This is a genomic window from Thiomicrospira sp. (assembly GCF_036568485.1).
GTDB lineage: Bacteria > Pseudomonadota > Gammaproteobacteria > Thiomicrospirales > Thiomicrospiraceae > Thiomicrospira.
On record NZ_DATCSL010000089.1, the window covers coordinates 79,842 to 100,132 of the forward strand.

Consider the following 20,291-nt stretch of genomic DNA (forward strand, 5'->3'; position numbering starts at 1 on the left):
CGTCAATGACTGTTCCGTTTAAACAAATTTTCTACAAAAAATTGTAAATACCCTGTTGCGTCGCTTGGCACCGGCCATGTCTGTAGTTTCTTAGCCATGTCTCGAAAGGCTTTAGCAGACGGACTCATGGGTTGATTTAATGTGACCGGCACTTGCTTTTGAACAGCATCGCGCAAGGCTTGATCAAACGGTACCGTGCCAAAATAATCAATATGAACCTTTAAAAACTGCTCACATACCCGTGAAAATTTTTCATATAAACGCTGGCTATGCGCTGCTGAACGACTCATATTAGCAACCAAACGAAAGCGTGTAATTTGATAATCTCGACTTAACACTTTTATGAGTGCGTAAGCATCGGTTATCGAAGCAGGTTCATCGCACACCACGACAATCACCTCTTGAGCCGCTCGGCAATAACTCACCACACTATCTGCAATACCAGCGGCGGTATCAACAATCAACACATCTAATTCATCAGATAATTCTGCAAAAGCATTAATAATGCCAGCATTCTCTAAAGCGCTTAATTGGGCCATACGTTTTACGCCCGAAGCTGCTGGGATAATCTTAATCCCGCCCGGTCCTTCAACGATAACTTCACGCAAAGTTTTTTGACCGTCTAACACATGTGACAAGTTGTATTTGGTTTGCAGCCCCAACATAATATCAACATTAGCTAAACTCATATCCGCATCCATTAGCAAGACTCGACCGCCTAGTTTGCTTAACGAAATCGCCAAATTAACCGATAGGTTGGTTTTTCCTACCCCGCCTTTGCCGCTGGCAACGGTAACAACCCGCACTGGTTTTTGTGGGCTTTTTTGTCCTCCTAAACTGACACTAGAAGTCTGAGGAGTGCGCTGCATTGCACGAAGACCTGCTGCTTGATCATTGCGCATTTGACATCTCCTTGCCCATACCAATTCGGTATAACAAATCGTCATTCGTATTATTGATTTGCTGGCCCAATACGATCGCACGATCAATTAATTCATTGGCACTCATTTTCTGCAAGTCTTCTGGTACACGCTGACCAACCGAGACATAGGCCATTGGTAACTCGGTTTCAATCAAAACACTAATCACATTACCCAATTGCAAAGCCTCATCAACCTTAGTCAAAATACAACCCTTCAATACAACTTGACCAAAGGAATTAACGATATCTCGCATTACATTTAATTGAGTGGCGGCAGATAAAACCAAATAATTTCTAACCGAACCGGCTCCTGCGTGACCGGATGTTAATTGCTGAGATAATTGCAAATCGCGCTGGCTCATACCTGCTGTATCAATCAGAACCAAACGCTTCATGTTTAATGATGATAAAAGTGCATAGAGTTCACCCTGGGTATTGGCGACATATACTGGAACACCAATTAATTCTGCAAAGGTGCGCAACTGTTCCTGTGCGCCAATTTTGTAGCAATCTGTTGTAATCAAAGCGAGTTGATTGGCACCATAACGCATAACGAAACGACTGGCTATTTTAGCGATAGTTGTGGTTTTACCCACGCCTGTCGGCCCAACTAAAGCAACAATGCCTCCGCCATCAATAATGTCTCGTTCATGCTTGGGAATTAAGCTTTCAATATCCTGCAACAGAAATGACCAGGCCTGCTCCTCGTCCTGTTGTACGTCTTTAACCAGTCTTTGGCTCAGCTCCCAGCTTAAACCAAGGCCCATTAGACGTTTTAGTAAACTAACTTTATTAGGTTGAGCAATTTCAGATTGACCCCAGGCCAATCCAGATAATTGCTGCTCTAACAGGTTACGCACCGCTTGAAGCTCTTGCGACATTCTGTCCAGCTCTGATCCGGGCATACTGGCCATACTTGGTGGGGTTGCAAAGTGTTGGTCGATTGGCGCTTTATAAGTCGCGTGTTTTTGTTCACGCTGACTTTGTTGATAGTGTTCGATCGCTTCTGGGTCAATAGCCGCGACCACTTCTACCCCTTCTGACAAGGTTCGGGTAGACAGGATCACCGCTTCAAGGCCTTGATCCTCACGAACCTTGACCATAGCCTGTCGCATTGTTGGTGCAACATAACGCTTAATTTTCACGACCAAACTCCTGATTCATCTCACCCATTCCCAACATTTGCTACCACACTAATTTGTCGATTTTCTGGCACTTCCGAGTAAGCTAAAATATGCAAACTCGGCAAACTGAATTTAAATAAGCGCGCCAATTGTGCCCGAATCTGCGGCGCCACCAATAAAACGGGAGCCTGACCTTCCATTTCAACTTTTTGAGATTCTTCTTTTAAGGTTCCATGCAAACGTTCTGCCAGGCCTGGTTCAATAGCCAACTGACCATCTGGCGCACCTTGAGTGGCCTGCAACAATAGCTGCTCCAGCGACGGTTCAAGCGTAATAACCTTCAACTCTGAGTTCATGCCCACAATATCTTGAATAATCGAGCGCCCCAAGGCTGCGCGAACATGCATAATAAGTTGAGAAGGGTCTCGCGTTTGCCCTACCTTTTCAGAAATGGCCTCAACGATTGTTCGCATATCACGAATTGAAATCTTTTCTTCTAACAAGCTTTGTAATACCTTCACTAACACAGCAAGTGATAACTGGTCAGGAATCAACTCATCCACCAATTTAGGCGAGGTCGCTTTTAATTTATCAAGTAATTGTTGGGTCTCATCAAAACCTAACAACTCAAAAGCATAATCTTGAATAACCTGACTTACATGCGTCGCCACGACAGTACTGGCATCGACGACGGTATAACCCAGCGCTTGCGCTTGATCACGATCCACAGGATCAATCCAAACCGCTTCGAGACCAAAAGTCGGATCTTTAGTTGGTGTTCCGGCTATCTCACCATAAACGTTACCAGGGTTAATAGCCATTTCACGATCTGGCATAACCTCACCTTCACCCGAAGGCACGCCCATTAGCATGATTCTATACTGGTTCGGTTTTAAGTCCAAATTGTCACGAATATGCACAGGTGAAACTAAAAAACCCAAGTCTTGAGATACTTTACGACGAACACCACGAATTCGTTCTAACAACTGACCATTTTGAGATTGATCCACCATCGGAATTAAGCGATAGCCGACTTCTAATCCGAGCACATCTACATTTTGAACGTCGTCCCAATCCAGTTCAGCTGGTTTCGATTCCTCAGCGAAATCCGGTTCTATAATGTTGCTCTGTACCGCCAGTTTTTTCTGTTGGTTCAGGTAAATAAAATAAGCGCCGATACCCGCTAACACAGCAAACGACAAGAACGCAACATTTGGCATACCCGGGATCAGACCCATCGCGCCAACAATTCCAGCCGTCACAGCTAAGGCTTGTGGACTCGAAAACATTTGCGATTCAAATTGCTCACCCATGTCTTCTTTGTCACCTGATACTCGGGTGACAATAATCGCAGTAGCCGTCGATAAAAGTAATGCCGGAATTTGTGCAACCAAGCCATCACCAATAGTGAGCAGCGTGTAAACTTCAACCGCCTCACCAAAACTCAAACCATGCTGCCCCACCCCAATCGCAAAACCACCAATAATATTGATGACCAAAATAATAATGCCCGCAATCGCATCACCCCGGACAAACTTACTCGCACCATCCATTGAGCCGTAAAAATCGGCTTCCATGGTAATTTCTTTACGCCGTTCTTGCGCTTCTTCCTGTGTAATCAAGCCGGCATTTAAGTCAGCATCAATCGCCATTTGCTTACCTGGCATCGAATCCAAGGTGAATCGCGCGCTGACTTCAGCAACTCGTCCGGCCCCCTTAGTCACTACCACAAAATTGATAATCACCAAAATTGCGAAAATAATAATACCAACTGCATAATTGCCACCAATAACAAACTCACCAAACGCTTCAATCACTTTCCCGGCGGCATCGCCCCCGTTATGGCCCTCAAGCAAAATAACGCGAGTTGATGCAATATTCAGTGACAAACGGAACAAGGTCGCAATCAAAATAACGGTCGGAAAGACGGCAAAATCCAAGACACGTTTAGCGTATACCGTCACCATCAAAACAACTAAAGAAATCACGATATTAAAGGTGAAGAAAACATCCAACAAAAGTGGAGGAAGCGGAATCGTAATCATGCCTAACAAGGCTAAAATCAATATTGGTGCCCCGAGCCCACTTTTTAGCCATTTTTTAGCTTGTTGAAAAATTTGCTGAATATTCATTAGATTCCGTTAGTTAGGGCTCTGTTTTAAGATCGCTGGGTATATCAAGGCTACTGACATCCAATGGTTTTGTGCGTTTATTATCGCGCAAACCGAACACATATGCCAACACGGCGGCGACAGCTTTAAATAAAGAATCCGGTATTGGCTGATCAATCTCAGCATTATAGTACAAAGCTCGTGCCAGTGGCGGGGCCTCTATAATGGGGATATTATGCTCTTTTGCTAAGGTTCTTATTTGCGAGGCCATAAAATCAACACCTGCGGCCAGCACCACCGGCGCTCGCATGGAATCCTGCTCGTACTTTAAGGCCACCGAAAAATGGGTTGGGTTGGTGATAACGACATCCGCTTCAGGTACCTTCTGCATCATACGTCGTTGTGACATTTCTCGCTGAATCTGGCGAATGCGACCTTTAACCTCTGGATTCCCTTCTTGTTGTTTATATTCTTCTTTCACTTCCTGATGCGTCATTTTCAACTGAGTGGTGTGTTGCCAGATCTGAAAAGGGACATCCACAATCGCCACCACAATCAAGGCTAAACTAACAAAAATAAACGCTTCAATAATAATTTTGGCCGAATGGGCCAACGCTACATTCAAGGCTTGACTGCCAATCCCTATGACTTCCTCATACACATGCCACAAAAAATAGACCGCGACGGCTAACACTAAAGTAAATTTGGCCAGCGCCTTGAATAACTCCATTAAGGCCTGAGTTGAAAGCATGCGTTTAATACCCTGAAGCGGGCTAAGCTTACTGAATTTAGGAGACATGGCTTGCGCACTAAAATTAAAGCCCCCCAACAATGAAGAGCCGATAATGGCGACAATCAGCATTAATATGAAAAAAGGCATCAACATCATGATTGACTCGACCACCAAGGCGATAATTAAATCGAGCATTTTAGTCAGGTCAAATGCATGATCACGATCAAAACTCAATCCTTTTACCATGATCACTTCAAAAGATTGAATCATTCCCGCACCGAAAAAATACAAAAATAGCGACGCTGAGATCACCATCAAAAATGTAGTGAGCTCTCTGGAACGCGCAATTTGTCCTTTCTCACTTGCTTCTCGAAGTTTTTTCTCGGAGGGTTCTTCGGTTTTTTCTTGACCGCTGTCGTTCTCTGCCATCTATAACCCTAGACTGAATTAAGTTGCAAAAGTTGAATGGTTTCCATGGCGCGGGTCAGTAACTCTTGCAAATGGGGCAAGATCATAGGCGTGGTATAAATCATCATCACCAGGCCTGCTAATAAGGTGATTGGAAAACCAACGGCAAAAATGTTTAAGGCGGGTGCCGCACGTGTGATCACACCAAAAGATATATTAATTAACAACAAGGCTGTAATAGCAGGCAAGGCAATTAAAACCCCTGCCGAAAACATATAACTACCAAACTCATACACCAGTTTAAAACTTTCTGTCGTGAGCATTTCAGCCCCTACAGGCAAGTAATGAAAACTATCAACAACCGCATAGATCACCATTAGGTGGCCATTTAAGGCTAAAAAGAGCAAGGTTACGATAATGGTAAAATACTGTGATACCACTGGCGCTTGAACCCCACTTGCAGGGTCAACCATTGAGGCAAAGGCCAAACCCATCCCCATGGCAATCATATGCCCAGCCATCACAAATGCTTGGAAAACCACCAGAAAAATGATGCCCATCGCTAAACCGATTAGTATTTGCTGCATGATATACATTAACCCCAGCCAAGTGAACGGATCAACCGGCGGAGGCAAGGCCAACATAGGGGCAACGGCAATAGTAATCAATACCGTCAGAATCAGACGCGAGCGAACCGGAACTGAGCGCATGCCAAATAAAGGAATAATTGACAACATCGCGCCAATCCGCACAAACGGCCAGAAGTACAAGCCTATCAATTGAAGAAGTTCTTGATAGGTAAAAGACATGATTAACCAATCAATGCAGGGATGTTCATATAGAGCTCAGTTGTGTAGGAAATCATGGTGGTTAACATCCATGGCCCTGCAATCATCAGAGCTACCACAATAATAGCAAGTTTTGGAATAAAGCTTAATGTCATTTCGTTAATCTGAGTGGCGGCCTGAAACATACCAATCAACAACCCGACCAACAAAGCCGGAATCAAAAGGGGGGCCGACAATAGCACGACCACTTCTAACATTTTTTGTCCAAGTGTTAACACGACTTCTGGTTGCATTTAAGTTCCCCCCGCCACAACAAAGCTATTCGCCAATGTGCCAACCACCAATGCCCAACCATCAATCAAAACAAACAACATCAACTTAAATGGTAACGAAATAATCATCGGCGACAACATCATCATACCCATTGACATTAACAAACTCGCTATGACCAAATCAATAATTAAAAATGGAATAAAAATCATAAACCCGATTTGAAATGCCGTTTTAAGCTCACTGGTCATAAAAGCCGGCACCAACACCTTAAGTGGTACCTCTTCAGGAGAAACCAAGGTGATACCCGCCATCTCAGCGAACATTCCCAGATCTGATTCGCGCGTCTGCTCAATCATAAATTGATGCATTGGTACAACAGCCAAGTCGACCGCTTCTTTAAAACTCATCTGTTCTTCTAGATAAGGACTGACAGCCGTATTGTATATACGATCCAATACCGGAGACATAATAAACAGGGTTAAAAACAGTGCCAATCCAATTAGAACCTGTCCAGAGGGGGTTTGCATTGTGCCTAAAGCTTGTCGCAATAAAGCCAAAACAATAATAATCCGTAAAAAAGAGGTGGTGGCAATTAATGCCGCTGGCAACAGTGTTAAACCCGTCATCAGCAATAAAATCTGTATGGTTAAGCTGTAATCTTGGTTCCCCTGTGGATCGGTTTCCACCGTAAAAGCAGGAATACCCGGCATTGCATGAGCAAAAAAGGGAGCACAAGATAATAAAAGAAAGAGGAAGAATTTAACTATTTTCACCAGTATATCTTTGCTTTAAAGCATCTTGAAGGCGCTGCGAGAAAGAAGGTTTTACAGTTGTTTGATCCTGTTCTTCAATCACGATGGGCTCGGCTAGTTCATGTAACCTTGTAATACGGCTAGGTGTCACACCAACCAATAACTGTTGGCTGCCCACCTGTAGTAGCATGATGCGCTCTTTTTGTCCGACTGAAAGCATGCCTAAAACACGAAGTTGGCCATCAGCCACCGCGGAAAAACGCCCATATCGTTTCACCAGCCAAGCACCTATAAAAATAATAGCCAACACCAGAAGTAATGAAATCATAATCTGGCCTAAGTAGTCACCAGGCCTGATTAAAGATCCACCGATTTCGCTGTTATTGGTTGCTGATTCGGATGCCATAGCCGTGCCGGCTAACATCATCAAACCAACTATTAATACTGACAGCAAGCACTTAAGGCGTATCATTTAAGTTTTTTAATCCGTTCTTGCGGGCTAATAACATCCGTTAAACGAACCCCAAACTTATCATTTACCACCACGACTTCACCATGGGCAATTAAGGTGCCATTTACCAATAAATCGAGCGGCTCCCCTGCCAATCTATCCATCTCTACCACTGAGCCTTGCGTATAAGACAAGAGATTTCGGATCGATACTTTGGCGCGACCAATTTCAAGCTGCAAAGTGACAGGAATATCGAGTACGACATCCAGGTCAACTTTGTTTTTTGAATCTCCGCGGTCCGCGCTTAAAGCTTCAAAGGCAGCCGCATCCATTGCACCGGCTTTCGTTGCTTTTGCGCCTTCAGCCGCTTCGGCTTTTGATTGTTCACTGAGCGCACTGCCCCAAGGATCATCATCTGCACCTACATCATCCGTATCAGCTTCCGATTCGGCCTGTTCATTTAAGGCATCGCCCCACGCATCTAATTCATCTTGATCACTCATTGTACCAGTCCTTCACGTTATCGATCATTCGCTCATGATAAGCAGGATGATGCAAAACTTCTTCAATTTTTATGGATTTTTTATCATTGCTAATGCCAACTTTACCTCTGGCTAATGCAATGCCTTCGGCTCGAAGTGTCACAGATTTTGGCATTTCAATCGGGATAATATCACCCGTTTCCATTTTTAAAATGTCATTCATATCCATTGCAACTTCAGCCAGCGCAGCTGTAATCGTTACTTCGATATTTTTCGACTCTTCTCTTAGCGTTTTTGACCAGCGGTTATCGGATTCACCTTGTAGGTTCTGCATGCCCTCTTCGAGCTTATCGCGAACCGGCTCCAACATCGCATAAGGCATGACAATATCAACCCGTCCTTCCACGCCTTCAAAACGCACATTAATTGGGCTCACCACAATCATATCGGTCGCATCAACAATCCCAGCAAATTTAGGGTTCATCTCGGAATGCATATATTCAATTTCGACATCCATTACCGGTGCCCATGCTTTTCGCATGTTTTCAGTAGAAATGTCCAAGATGCTACGGATCATACTCATTTCTACCGGTGTATATTCACGCCCTTCTATCTTAAAAGGTAATAAACCCGTTCCACCAAAATAGATGTCAACGGCAGTAAAAATCAGTTTCGAGTCTAAGGTAAATAAAGAAATGCCATTTAGCGGATTAATACGATATATATTTAAACTGGTTGGAACAAACAGATTACGTAGGTAATCAATCATTTTGATGATTTTAACTTCGCCAGCCGTCACTTCAACGCTTGCCAGAATCATTTCATTAAAATGACGCTGGAACCCTCTAGCGAAACGCTCGTTAATAATATCCAGTGCTGGCAAACGCCCACGAATAATACGTTCTTGGTTGGTAAAGTCATAGACTTTAGCCGAACCATCTGACGCCTCATCGTTTTCAGTCTCAACATCCCCTTCGCCCATACCGCGAAGAAGCGCATCAACCTCATCTTGACTTAGGATATCATCCATCTACACATTCTCTACTGCATGACAAAACGAGTTAAGAACACGTTTTGCACATATTCAGGGTTTAGACCATTACTTTCAGCCGCTGCACGACCAATTTCCAGAATTCGCTGACGCAGCAGCTCCTGTCCGTTATCTTGGCTCAACTCGGTGTAAGTTTGCTGACGTAACAACATTTGTAGATCATTCTGCAGAATCGGGCGTATGTGTTCCATATCTTCGATTAATTCAGGATGACGTGACATAAACTTCAGATCAACCGCTAAAAAACGCGCACGACCTTCACCTTTGAAATTCACAACAAACTTCATTTCAAAATAAGTTGGTGGGGTTCCGGCGGGTGGCGCAGGGTATTCTTTATAAGGTGAAGTGGATTCTGCAACCGCTTGCTCAGCTGAAGAACCATTACTACCTGACCCCATAAGCATCATCGCCATCACAGCCATACCTATAGCTAATAACAAAACCACGACACTTAATGCAATGATTAATCCCTTACCACTTTTATTTTGAGGTTGGACTTCTTCCGCCATGCTTGTATTCCTAATTATTATTTAATTGAAAATTGTAACACCAAAATCATGGGGTGTTTTGTAATTGACTGCCTGTCGAATCCACCACGGGTGCATCGCTAAGTGAGCGAATGCGTGCAATGGCATCTTGATTAAGTACGACAATACTGATCCGACGATTACGCGGATTATACGGGTTTTCTTTATCGAATGGCACAGTATCAGAAAGACCGACTACTTGAACAATTCTGTCAGTATCAACCCCCCCCTGCAAAATGAGGCGACGTGCGGCATTCGCGCGGTCCGCTGACAACTCCCAGTTTGTATATTCAGCATTAGCACCATAGCTTGATGAGTCGGTATGACCCGCCACACTGATCTTGCTAGCGCTTTTACCCAAAACCATACCTAATTCTCTAATAATCGTTTGAGCATAAGCTCTAGGTGCATCCACGCCGGCATCAAACATCGGACGTCGGCGATCATCCAATACTTGAACCTGTAAACCGTTTGGTGTGATATCAAGCTTTAGCTGTTCCTTAAACTCCTGCAACACCGGTGAGGCTTCGATACGCTGCTCCAGCTCTTGTTTAAGCTGCTGCATTTCTTCTCGCTCTTGCTGACGCGTTTCTTCGTTAATCTCATCACTCTTATCACCACGAGGGGCATCCGTATGCCCACCCATGTCAATCACAGAATCGGTAGCCTGGCCAGCACGCTCAGATTGAATTAATATTTCAGGTGACGCCTCTATCACGGTAGGGTCTCGAAAATACTCCGCCATAGACTTAAGCTCTGAATCACTGGTCCCACCCAAAATCCACAACATCAAAAAAAAGGCCATTGCAGCGGTCATAAAATCCGCAAACGCAACCTTCCAAGCACCGCCATGGCGAACATGGGGGCACTTATTAACTCGTTTGATAATTATGGACTGTTCATCACTCATGCTGATTTGTCATTATTTTTGAGTTTGTAAGTACTCATCCACTTCATTAAAAGTTGGACGTAATTTACCAGGGATCGACTTACGTCCAAATTCTATTGCAATTTGGGGCGCATAACCGTTTAAGTTTGCCATTAAGCAAGTTTTGATGGTGGTAAAAAAAGCACTCGATTCATGAGCACGATTTCCCATATCAGAAGCAATCGGGCCGACAAAGCCATAAGCCGCCAAAATACCCAAAAAGGTCCCGACCAGAGCGACCGACATATGATGCGCAATTTCCATTGGACCCGCATCCAAATAACTCATGGTAACAATAATCCCCAACACAGCGGCAACGATACCAAAACCAGGCAAAGCTTCCGCCACTTTTGCTACCGCTTCCGAAGGGGCCATAGCTTCATGATGATGCACGTCCAACTCTAGAATCATTAAGTCTTCTAGTTGGTAGGGGTTACTGGCACCACTAATCATTAAGCGCAGATAATCACAGATAAAATCGACCACATGATGATCTTTTACAATTTTAGGGTAAGCATTAAAAATCTCGCTGGCATGCGGCTCTTCAACATCCGCTTCAATCGCCATTAAACCTTCACGACGCGCCTTGTTGAAAATACGGAACATTAAACCTAACAAGTCCATATAAAGCTGTTTATTAAAGCTCGAAGGTTTTGCCAAAGCTAAAGCCCCAGCAAAACCACCTTTGATAATCCACCCCGGATTGCCAATAATGTAAGCACCTATCGCGCAACCAAAAATGATTAACATTTCTAACGGTTGGAAAAGTATGCTTAAACTTCCATGGGGGACATAGCCACCTAGAAAGCACCCCATCACTATTAAGGTTCCGACAATCGCCTTCACTGTATATTTACCCTTTCTATAAAACGATAAGGCTCAGACGCTTATCTTATATAACAACCAGGCCTGGTACCGATGCCTAGATGCTATTTAGTGTTTAATAACATTGGTTAATGCGTCTTGAGCAGATTTTAACTGATTTAAACTGGTTGCAATATCATGCAAGAAATCACTGACCTTGCCGGCTTGAGTTTGCGTATTCTCTACACGCTCTTGACCATGTTCCATGACCTGAACAGCGTTTCGGGCACGCTTCTGTAACTCTTCAATAATCGTTTGAATTTCGGTTGTCGCCTGCTGAGTTTTACCAGCCAATATTCTAACCTCATCCGCAACGACCGCAAACCCCCGGCCATGCTCACCCGCACGTGCGGCTTCAATCGCAGCGTTAAGTGCTAGTAAGTTTGTCTGTTCAGCAATGTCCCGAATTAACACCAAAACTGTGCCGATATTGCTACTATCGGATTCGAGCTGTTTAATCACCTCGGTTGCACGCGTTACTTCTTCAGTTAAGCCACTCACTTCGGTTATTACGTTTTCAGCCGAAGACATACCCGCCGCTGAGCCGTGGCTCATACGTTCAACCGCCTGTTCAACTTGCTCAGACAATTCAAAAAGCTCACTCATATCCAGGCCATTTTCAGCAGCCGCACGTACTTCTTCTGTTTCTTCCTGCGCACTGCTTAAGGCGGCATTCAAATTGTTTACTTGTTGTTGCAAACCTTCAATTTCAGCTTGATAGTTAGACACCTCTTTTGAACGTTGGTCTAACTTTACTTGCGCCTGCTCAAGCAGCTGATTAAGTGCTTTTAATAATTTTGGGTTCGTATTTGGTGCTTTCAAAACCTGATCAAAGCGATCATCACTGCCTACTTGGTTTAGTTCATCAACCAACTCAGACTGCTCACAAACACCCGCCTTATTACACCATAATAAGTAGACTAATGCACTAACGATTACAGCTGTCACCCCGACGGCAACCGCAACAAACCCAATCATCGAGCCGGTTGTAATATCAGTGCTCGCTATACTGATTGCGGGCAAACCTAGCCCACCTATAAACAGTCCTGTGCTAACGGCTTTCATTTGTCTACTCCTAAGCATAAAAATCGATCATATTATCTGTTTGTTTTTTGACTGAAGGTGACTCAACCTCCCCTTCACTTGCAGTATTTGAAACGCTGGCTGCATTGGTTTTTGCTGATTCTGCTGTTTGATCTTGGTTGGATTGTTCAAAAGCATCCTCATCCTCTACCTTAACCTCATCAAAACTGATACCTGCTTCTTCTAGCATTTCTTTTAATCGTGGGATAGCCGCCTCCAATGCTTCACGTGTCGCACCATGCTGGGCGGTCATTGATACCGTCACCATTTGATCTCGATCTAACTGTAAACGCAATTGGATCGGTCCAAGCTTCTCTGGATTAAGACTAATTTGTGCCTGTTGCATCTGCTGGTTCGCCATAAAAACGATACGCTTACCCACTGACTGAGCCCACTGAGGGTGACGCAAAGGATATGCTATTGAAGCCAAGGCCGGTGCGCTTGACTTACGTTCCGCTCCGGTTGATGCGACACCTAGTAATTCCAATTCGCCCTCAGCATTGGCGGCTTTATACTTCACATCAGAAACTTTTAAAGCTTCTTGCTGTTGCTGCGCCCACTGATCCTTTAAATTTAAATTCATTGCTTGCTGTTGCAAATTAGACTGGTTCAACTGTTGTTGAGACGTTTGCACTGGCGCTTGAATATCGTTTAATGGCTTGGAGGTTGCCTCATTTGTCGCCGCTTTAAGCTGAACTTTGTCAGCTAACGCGTTAGGATTAGCTGGCTGAGCTTGACGATTTAGCGCCGCTTGCGCCATGCCAGCTAAACCCTGCGGCGCGGCTTGCTGGGCAGCTTGTGAATTCACAGGAGTAAAAGCGCTCGCTTGATTGAGCGCTGAGTTAAGGCCTTCTTCAGCTTCCAGAAGATTCATCTCTAAGTCAGGATTTAGCAACTCTTTGCCGTCATCGGCCTTAACTGCTGGGGCAGGCTGGTTTATGACTTCATTCAACTGACTAGGGATCTGTAAAGTTTGCACAAAACCGACAATCTCCTCCAGACGAGCCAAGTCTTCTTCACTCAGGTTCTCAACAGCCAAAGCATCGGAAGATAAAAGCTCGGTCAAAGCCTCCAAGGTTTCAAGTCCGTCCAAATCACTGAATTCAGTTTCAACTGACCTTAAACCGGCAAGATTAGCCTGGTCGGCAGACACACTATCCAATAATTTTTGCGCGCGTGGCAATAAATGTTTTTGAATGAAATCTGTCAGTAATGGCGAATCATCGGATGCTGGATCTAATTCAAACTGAGCCTTCAAACCTTGACTCTGCGCCATATCCAACTCAAATTTCACCGATGGCTTCTCTTGTTTGAGAAAAGCCACGAATTGCTGCAGTGAATCATTAAACTCGGCTACCGCTAAATGTTTCTGCTCAGGCGTTTCGGCATCTTTTAAGGCCGCAAGCATCGATTGCATGGAGGCTTTAAGTTCATCGAAGCGCTCGTTTAATTCAGATAGCACTTGAGGAGTTAACTCGTCTGAAGGCACATCTTCAAGCGCCTCAGAAACAGCAACCAGGCCTGGTTGCTGTTCTAGCGTTGTATCTAGCATCGCATCTAAATCAGCCAACTCCGAAACCAATTCAGCATCAGCCCCTTCAGATACCGAAAGACTTTGTGGCACATCTCCTGTAAAAGAGGTGGCCAAACCCTGCTGAGCCAACCAGCTAGAAAGCTGCTCGAACATGCTCTCGTCGGATTCCAAATCCACATCAAAAGACAACTTCTCAGCAAAAGCTTGCAAAGATTGGGGGTCTACTTTTTTAAGGTCTGACAAGGCCGCTAAGTCTAAGTTGCCTTTTTGATACTCCGCCATCATGAGTGCACCCAACTGGGTAGAGAAATCACTCTGAGCCTCTGGGGCCGCATCCGATAAGAGTAAAGATGGGGTTTCAGGACGATTGATAAACCCAAACATAGGGGGGGTTGCTCTTGTGTCCGGTGCTGTGTTCAGCATAATTCATCTCTCATTAAATTCTTCTAACCGAGAATTAGCAAACACCATGCCTAAACCAAAGACTTCGTTTAAAAATGCTATTATTTAAGAAAATTTTGTGCTGCGAGATCATCCATCATTTTTTGTTCTGCCCGATCCAGCGCCACTTTTTCATCTCGCTCTAACTTTTGACATACTTTTTGCAAGGCATTGAATCTTACCCGCTTTTCTGTCCATTGCTCGTGTGCCATTTTCACAATATCATCTAACGAATCCAATTGTTCTTGCTGACTCGCAATCGCGGTTTTTAACTTATCAATAAAGGCTTGAGTGGTTTGGAGTTGAATCGGCATAAATTGCTGGCCAGAGGTGGTTAAGTTAACCACATACTCATTTAGATACTGTTTAAGGTCGTTCATCTGTGCTTGAACATAATCGCGCTGATTGGTCACTTCTTTGAGCGTCGCATAAGCTGTCGCCATTTCTTCATCGGCCAAATCGGCGATCACTTGCATTCGTTTAGAACGTGACATAACCAACCTTTAATTTTTAAGAAAGGGTTTTACTTAACGCGTGCAAACTTTTTGCAAAGTCAAATCGCTCATCAATCGATTGGCTTAAAAAATTGTTTAGTGCGCCGTGTTTTTGTATCGCAAGATCAATTTCTGGATTAGAACCTTTGCGATATGCGCCCACACTAATTAAATCTTGGTTTTGTTGATAAATGGAATAGATCTTTTTAAACGTCTGCGCATGGTTATATTGCTCTTTCGATACAATCTCTATCATGACACGACTGATCGAGGATTCAATATCAATAGCTGGATAACGCCCTGAATCGGCAATTGAGCGCGACAACACAATATGCCCATCCAATACACCACGCGCCGAATCGACGACTGGATCAGATTGATCATCCCCCTCGGCCAAAACCGTATAAATAGCAGTAATCGACCCGCTTTCGCGGCGGCCATTCCCCGCTCGTTCAACCAGTTGTGGTAACTTAGCAAACACCGAAGGCGGATAACCTTTGCTTGCAGGCGGCTCGCCAATGGCGAGTGCGATTTCACGCTGCGCTTGGGCGAAACGCGTTAAGGAGTCCATTAATAACAAAACATTCAAACCCTTATCACGAAAATGCTCAGCAATGGCGGTGGCTAACATCGCGCCGTGTAAACGCATTAAAGGCGGGTCATCAGCGGGTGTGGCAACGACAACCGCACGCTTTAAACCTTCTTCACCTAAGTTATGACGCACAAAGTCATTTACCTCTCGACCACGTTCGCCAATTAACCCGACCACGACCACATCGGCATTGGTAAACTTAGTCATCATGCCAAGTAAAACACTTTTACCCACACCCGTGCCCGCCATTAAACCAATACGTTGCCCCATACCCAGGGTTAAAAGTGCATTAATCGCTTTAACACCGACATCAAGCGGCCGTTCAATGGGATGTCGATGCAATGGATTAATCCGCTGACCCGCTAAGTCGGCATAACTATCTGTGACTAACGCACCCTTGCCATCTAAAGGCTGACCGCGACCGTCGATCACACGACCTAACATGCCCAACCCAACCGGGACTTTGACGCCGCCTTTTATTGGAATCACCCGCGCATTTGGCGCTAAGCCATGAGTTTCGCCAACCGGCATCAGAAATAAGCGGTCATCATGAAACCCAACCACTTCCGCTGTTACTGGATCGGCATTATCATGCATAATCAAACAACGTGAACCAATCGGCGCATAGGTTCCTACTACCTCCAATGTCATGCCCACCATGCGAACTAACCGTCCCTCAACCACCAGGCCTGGTGGTTGAGGTAAATTGGTCGAGAGGTAACCCAACTGGGATTCGATTTGTTGATTTAGAAAACTAGAGAAACTCATGACTTGACTGAAGACGTGTCGTTGTCAGGAGATGACTTGATATCATCGATTGTATCTGTCGGCTCCTCACTTGATGGCGAAACCATTGACTTAACCAGTTGCTGAGTATCTGCTAGCAAAGTGTCCAATCTCACATGCCAGTTATGATTCACAACCGAATTTAGCTTTTTAACTCGACAGGTACCTGGTTTTATATTCTTGTTCGGTTTTAACTGCCAGCTTTGTTCAGTTTGTTGTTGATAATAACTCACGACACTGAGGTCATCAGGGTGCAAATCGACCTCAATTTGCGCTTCACCTTCCGGCATTAAGGCGACCGCTTGCTCAACAAACTGGGTAATACGCTGCTTGTCTAAATCCAAAGTTTCCTCTACCAAGCGTTCCGTCAATTTGATGGCAAGCTCAGCCAGCTGTTGAAAGATTTTTTCCGTTAAGAGTTCTTGTGGCTGTGTGAGTTCAGTGAGGATGGATTCTAAACGTTGAACTTTCGGGGTAATTTCAGCTTTCGCCGACTGCTCAGCCTTTTCCAGGCCTTGTGATTGACCAGTTTCAAATCCCGCCTGATAACCTTCTTCAAAACCAGCTTGCTTAGCTTCTTCAAATGCTTCACGCTTTAGAATCGCGGTTTGCTTGGATATTTGGGGTTCAAGCTCACGCTGAATACGTTCATAGACTTCGGAGCGAACTTGCTGCTCTTTTTGTTTCTCATCTTGTTCAAGATTGATAAACTGCCAAGCATGAACTTCTGGATTTTTAACCTCTTCAGCTCTAACCAGACGGGTCAATTCAGCCTCTTCTTGGCTTGAGTTGGGATCACGCGGATCATCGCTAGCCATGGATTAGACAAACTCCTCTGTCCCACCTGGCATCATCACTTTGCCTTCGTCCGATAGACGGCGAACCGTTTGGATAATCGTACGCTGTGCTTCTTCAACATCACTTAACTTAACGGGGCCGCCAGTTTCTAAATCATCACGCATAATATCAGCTTGACGTTTAGACATATTATTTAAGAACTTATCTTTCAAGTTCGCTTCAGCGCCTTTGAGGGCGATGACTAACACATCGTTAGCTACATCCGCCAGGATAGTCTGTACACCTCTATCATCGATACCGATAATATCGTCGAATACAAACATCTTGTCTTGAATAGCTTTACTAACATCTTCATGTTCAACCGCAATTTCATCCAAGATCTTGCCATCCAAACCGCCGCCCACATAGTTTAGAATTTCTGCAGCGCGCTTATCACCACCAATAGAGGCCAATTTACCGCCCTCGCCATCACGCGAAGCCGATTCAAGCACATCGTTTAAATCAAATAACGCTCGGGGTTGAATGGTGGTTAAAGTCGCAATACGATAAATGACCTCTGCTTGGAAACGAGCCGGAATACCACGCAACACTTCGGCCGCCTGATCAGAGTCAAAATAAGATAAAACAATTGCAATTACCTGAGGATGCTCATTACGCAACATATTGGCAATGGTCGTCGGATGCATCCATTTAAGCGCTTCAAGGCCTTTAACCTGATCACCAAACAAAGCGGCATCCATCAAGTAGCCGCCGCCATCTCCTAGCGCATCGGTCATCAAGCTTTGTGCGTATTCATTTGGATCCACGCCTAGAGCGTCATCGCCCACCAAATCTAAGAAAGACTTCATCACTTGATGAACATGTTGATGCGTCACATTTTCAACACTGGTCATAGCCGTGCCCAGCTGCTGAACCTCTCTGGGATTAAGATGCTTCAAGACAGACGCCGCCGTCTCTTTACCCAAAGCTAACAACAAAATTGCGGCTTTATCCATTCCTTTAAGGTCATCGGAACCGTTGATTTCTTCAATCGCTTCTGCCATTAGTTCCCCTGCATCCATTGTTTAATGATCATTGAGGCTAACTTAGGATCATTGATTGCCATTGTTTTAACCCGCTCAAACATATCCGCTTCGTCTGAGTTGGCTTCATTGTCTTGCGCCACCTTCTCTTCCAACTCTTTGTTCATCTTATCAAGTGCATTCGCGATTTCATCGGCATCACGAATTTCTTCAAAGTCTTCTTCAGGTACCTCATCCGGATAATCCAAGTAAGTTTCTTCTTTGCGCGATAGATCTCGCAACATCGGACGGATCACGCCAAACACAATAACAAATAAAGCCAGAGCCGCCAGTACCTGCTTCATGATGTCCCAGAACCAGGCCTCCTGCCAAATCGGCGTCGCTTCAAAAAAGTCATCTTCCGGCTCAACAAATGAAGCGTTGACTAGGCTTAAAGTATCGCCTCGCGTTTCATCCAAACCGACCGTATCGGTAATTAAGCGACGATAGCTCTGTAGCTCCGCTTCAGTTAAGGGCTGACGTTCCATGCCGCCTTCTTCTGTCACCACCCACTTATCATCCAACACCACAGCCACCGATAAACGGCGAATATTGCCGACTGAATTTTTGATATGGCTAATCGTGCGGTCAATTTCGTAGTTTCGAGTACTACGCTCTGATAAATTCTTTAAATTTGGATCATCCTGCGCCCCTGTATAACCTTCTTCTGGTGCAATACCAGCTCGAGGTGGCTGATTGGTTAACGCACCCGGTATGCCGGTTGGGCCCTCATTACGATTGATTTCACGTATTTCTTGTTCAGATCGAATCGCAGCCGGATCTGGATCATAATTTTCTCGGGTTTGCTCTTGCTGAGTAAAGTCGAGTTCGGCCGTCACTTGAGCTCTAACCTTATTAGCACCACCGACAATCGGCGCAATTAAATTCACTACACGTTTTGACAAGGTTTCCTCAACCGAACGCGTATAGTCCAACTGCTTCATGCTCATTTGCATATTAGTTGGATTATTATTGTCTGATAGTAAATTACCCAGTTGGTCAACAACAGTCACATTCTTGGGGTTTAGATTAGGGACACTTGCGGCAACTAAATGCACGATGGCGGAAACCGCTGGCTCATCTAAGGTTCGGCCAGAGCGTAATTTAATAACAACTGAAGCCGTGGATTCCTCCTGCTTTCGGACAAATACCGAGCGCTTCGGCATGCCTAACATCACTCGAGCGGACTCAACCGAATTAATTGAGGCAACAGATTTAGCTAACTCGCCTTCAAGCGCACGATGATACTGAGTAGTTTCACGGAATTGTGAAATACCAAAACCTTGTTCGCGATCTAGAAGTTGATAGCCGGTTTCAGCTTGTTTTGGATAGCCTTCTGAGGCTAATTGGAGTCTAAGTGGGTGAACCTGATCGGTTGGCACCATAATAGAACCGGTATTAGAATCTAATTCGTATTGAACATTTTGAGCATCTAGCAGTTGAACGACTTCATTCAGCTCAACAGGTTCCATATTGCCAAATAACAAGGTGTAACTGGTGGTTTGCGACCACATGAGAATTCCGATCGCCAAGGCAATCGAGGCGGATAAGCCGATAATAATACCGACTTGGCGCGCAACAGGAAGGGATGTCAGGTTATTAATTAGAGTGGACATACTCATAGCCGAAGGCTGCGCATTCAATTTGTTATCTAATGATGCTGATTCAGCCATACCACACTCTATTTAGGTTAAAAAAAGACAAGGACAAACCGGTTGCATAATGAATTAGATCGGCATATTCATGACGTCCTTATAAGCCTCTACTAACTTATTTCGGACTTGAGTCATTGCTTGGAATGAAAGGCTCGCTTTTTGAGCCTGCAACATGACTTCGGTTAAGTCAGCACCTTCATCGCCGCTCTCAAAAGCTTCTTTAAGTTCTTTGGACTTGCCTTGCTCTTTGTTTACAGACTCAATCGACTGTTTTAGTAGATCCGAAAATCCTTGCGCCTTAGACTCACCTGTCTGCTCAACAAGTGAATTATCGTCTGGACGATTCTGAGCCTGCGCACTTAAAGCGCGCATCTGTAACATTAAACTTTGAGTATCGACTTTGTCCATTGAATTTTAAACCCTACAAAACTTG

The 20,291-nt window shown here is 44.6% G+C and carries 21 protein-coding genes; all 21 read right to left on the reverse strand.

Annotated features, from left to right (window positions below):
• Positions 1 to 2: 2 nt before the first annotated feature.
• The 21 genes from VIM91_RS09080 to fliE all read right to left on the reverse strand — a co-directional run bounded on the left by VIM91_RS09080 (position 3) and on the right by fliE (position 20,266).
• Entirely contained in the window at positions 3 to 902 is a 900-nt protein-coding gene (locus VIM91_RS09080; protein ID WP_331864503.1) for a MinD/ParA family protein, read from the reverse strand.
• Positions 892 to 2,067, reverse strand: coding sequence for a flagellar biosynthesis protein FlhF (gene flhF, locus VIM91_RS09085; protein WP_331864504.1), 1,176 nt, complete (start codon positions 2,065 to 2,067; stop codon positions 892 to 894). Before flhF ends, VIM91_RS09080 begins: the two co-directional genes overlap by 11 nt.
• A 20-nt stretch (positions 2,068 to 2,087) precedes the next feature.
• Positions 2,088 to 4,178: a flagellar biosynthesis protein FlhA gene (gene flhA / locus VIM91_RS09090; protein WP_331864505.1), complete on the reverse strand. Its 2,091-nt coding sequence runs from the start codon at positions 4,176 to 4,178 to the stop codon at positions 2,088 to 2,090.
• Between the two features lie 13 nt (positions 4,179 to 4,191).
• Entirely contained in the window at positions 4,192 to 5,319 is a 1,128-nt protein-coding gene (flhB, locus tag VIM91_RS09095; protein ID WP_331864506.1) for a flagellar biosynthesis protein FlhB, read from the reverse strand.
• A gap of 8 nt (positions 5,320 to 5,327) precedes the next feature.
• The gene (fliR, locus tag VIM91_RS09100) at positions 5,328 to 6,107 is read right to left on the reverse strand and encodes a flagellar biosynthetic protein FliR (RefSeq protein WP_331864507.1); all 780 of its coding nucleotides are present in this window, start codon (positions 6,105 to 6,107) and stop codon (positions 5,328 to 5,330) included.
• A gap of 2 nt (positions 6,108 to 6,109) precedes the next feature.
• Positions 6,110 to 6,379 carry a flagellar biosynthesis protein FliQ gene (gene fliQ / locus VIM91_RS09105; RefSeq protein ID WP_331864508.1) on the reverse strand — a complete coding sequence of 90 codons (270 nt, stop codon included), beginning with the start codon at positions 6,377 to 6,379 and terminating at the stop codon, positions 6,110 to 6,112.
• Complete coding sequence (fliP, locus tag VIM91_RS09110) at positions 6,380 to 7,069, reverse strand: flagellar type III secretion system pore protein FliP (RefSeq protein WP_331864509.1); 690 nt, start codon at positions 7,067 to 7,069, stop codon at positions 6,380 to 6,382.
• Between the two features lie 49 nt (positions 7,070 to 7,118).
• The gene (gene fliO / locus VIM91_RS09115) at positions 7,119 to 7,583 is read right to left on the reverse strand and encodes a flagellar biosynthetic protein FliO (RefSeq protein ID WP_331864510.1); all 465 of its coding nucleotides are present in this window, start codon (positions 7,581 to 7,583) and stop codon (positions 7,119 to 7,121) included.
• A complete protein-coding gene (gene fliN, locus VIM91_RS09120; RefSeq protein WP_331864511.1) occupies positions 7,580 to 8,065 on the reverse strand; it encodes a flagellar motor switch protein FliN in 486 nt (161 codons plus the stop codon). The genes fliO and fliN overlap by 4 nt, the downstream gene beginning before the upstream one ends.
• Positions 8,058 to 9,074: a flagellar motor switch protein FliM gene (fliM, locus tag VIM91_RS09125; protein WP_331864512.1), complete on the reverse strand. Its 1,017-nt coding sequence runs from the start codon at positions 9,072 to 9,074 to the stop codon at positions 8,058 to 8,060. The genes fliN and fliM overlap by 8 nt, the downstream gene beginning before the upstream one ends.
• A gap of 11 nt (positions 9,075 to 9,085) precedes the next feature.
• Positions 9,086 to 9,604: a flagellar basal body-associated FliL family protein gene (locus VIM91_RS09130; RefSeq protein ID WP_331864513.1), complete on the reverse strand. Its 519-nt coding sequence runs from the start codon at positions 9,602 to 9,604 to the stop codon at positions 9,086 to 9,088.
• 46 nt (positions 9,605 to 9,650) lie between these two features.
• Positions 9,651 to 10,532 carry a flagellar motor protein MotB gene (gene motB, locus VIM91_RS09135; protein WP_331864514.1) on the reverse strand — a complete coding sequence of 294 codons (882 nt, stop codon included), beginning with the start codon at positions 10,530 to 10,532 and terminating at the stop codon, positions 9,651 to 9,653.
• A gap of 12 nt (positions 10,533 to 10,544) precedes the next feature.
• The gene (gene motA, locus VIM91_RS09140) at positions 10,545 to 11,396 is read right to left on the reverse strand and encodes a flagellar motor stator protein MotA (protein ID WP_331864515.1); all 852 of its coding nucleotides are present in this window, start codon (positions 11,394 to 11,396) and stop codon (positions 10,545 to 10,547) included.
• 87 nt (positions 11,397 to 11,483) lie between these two features.
• Complete coding sequence (locus VIM91_RS09145; protein ID WP_331864516.1) at positions 11,484 to 12,479, reverse strand: methyl-accepting chemotaxis protein; 996 nt, start codon at positions 12,477 to 12,479, stop codon at positions 11,484 to 11,486.
• Positions 12,480 to 12,489: 10 nt separating this feature from the next.
• Positions 12,490 to 14,415 carry a flagellar hook-length control protein FliK gene (locus tag VIM91_RS09150; protein ID WP_331864517.1) on the reverse strand — a complete coding sequence of 642 codons (1,926 nt, stop codon included), beginning with the start codon at positions 14,413 to 14,415 and terminating at the stop codon, positions 12,490 to 12,492.
• 119 nt (positions 14,416 to 14,534) lie between these two features.
• On the reverse strand, positions 14,535 to 14,966 hold the full coding sequence (gene fliJ, locus VIM91_RS09155; RefSeq protein ID WP_331864518.1) for a flagellar export protein FliJ: 432 nt from the start codon (positions 14,964 to 14,966) through the stop codon (positions 14,535 to 14,537).
• 16 nt (positions 14,967 to 14,982) lie between these two features.
• The gene (fliI, locus tag VIM91_RS09160; protein WP_331864519.1) at positions 14,983 to 16,326 is read right to left on the reverse strand and encodes a flagellar protein export ATPase FliI; all 1,344 of its coding nucleotides are present in this window, start codon (positions 16,324 to 16,326) and stop codon (positions 14,983 to 14,985) included.
• Positions 16,323 to 17,162 (reverse strand): FliH/SctL family protein, encoded by an 840-nt coding sequence (locus tag VIM91_RS09165; RefSeq protein ID WP_331864520.1) that lies wholly within the window; start codon positions 17,160 to 17,162, stop codon positions 16,323 to 16,325. The genes fliI and VIM91_RS09165 overlap by 4 nt, the downstream gene beginning before the upstream one ends.
• A gap of 3 nt (positions 17,163 to 17,165) precedes the next feature.
• Positions 17,166 to 18,185, reverse strand: coding sequence for a flagellar motor switch protein FliG (gene fliG, locus VIM91_RS09170; RefSeq protein WP_331864521.1), 1,020 nt, complete (start codon positions 18,183 to 18,185; stop codon positions 17,166 to 17,168).
• Positions 18,185 to 19,876 carry a flagellar basal-body MS-ring/collar protein FliF gene (gene fliF / locus VIM91_RS09175; protein WP_331864522.1) on the reverse strand — a complete coding sequence of 564 codons (1,692 nt, stop codon included), beginning with the start codon at positions 19,874 to 19,876 and terminating at the stop codon, positions 18,185 to 18,187. Before fliF ends, fliG begins: the two co-directional genes overlap by 1 nt.
• Before the next feature lie 54 nt (positions 19,877 to 19,930).
• Positions 19,931 to 20,266 carry a flagellar hook-basal body complex protein FliE gene (gene fliE / locus VIM91_RS09180; protein WP_331864523.1) on the reverse strand — a complete coding sequence of 112 codons (336 nt, stop codon included), beginning with the start codon at positions 20,264 to 20,266 and terminating at the stop codon, positions 19,931 to 19,933.
• Positions 20,267 to 20,291: the final 25 nt, after the last annotated feature.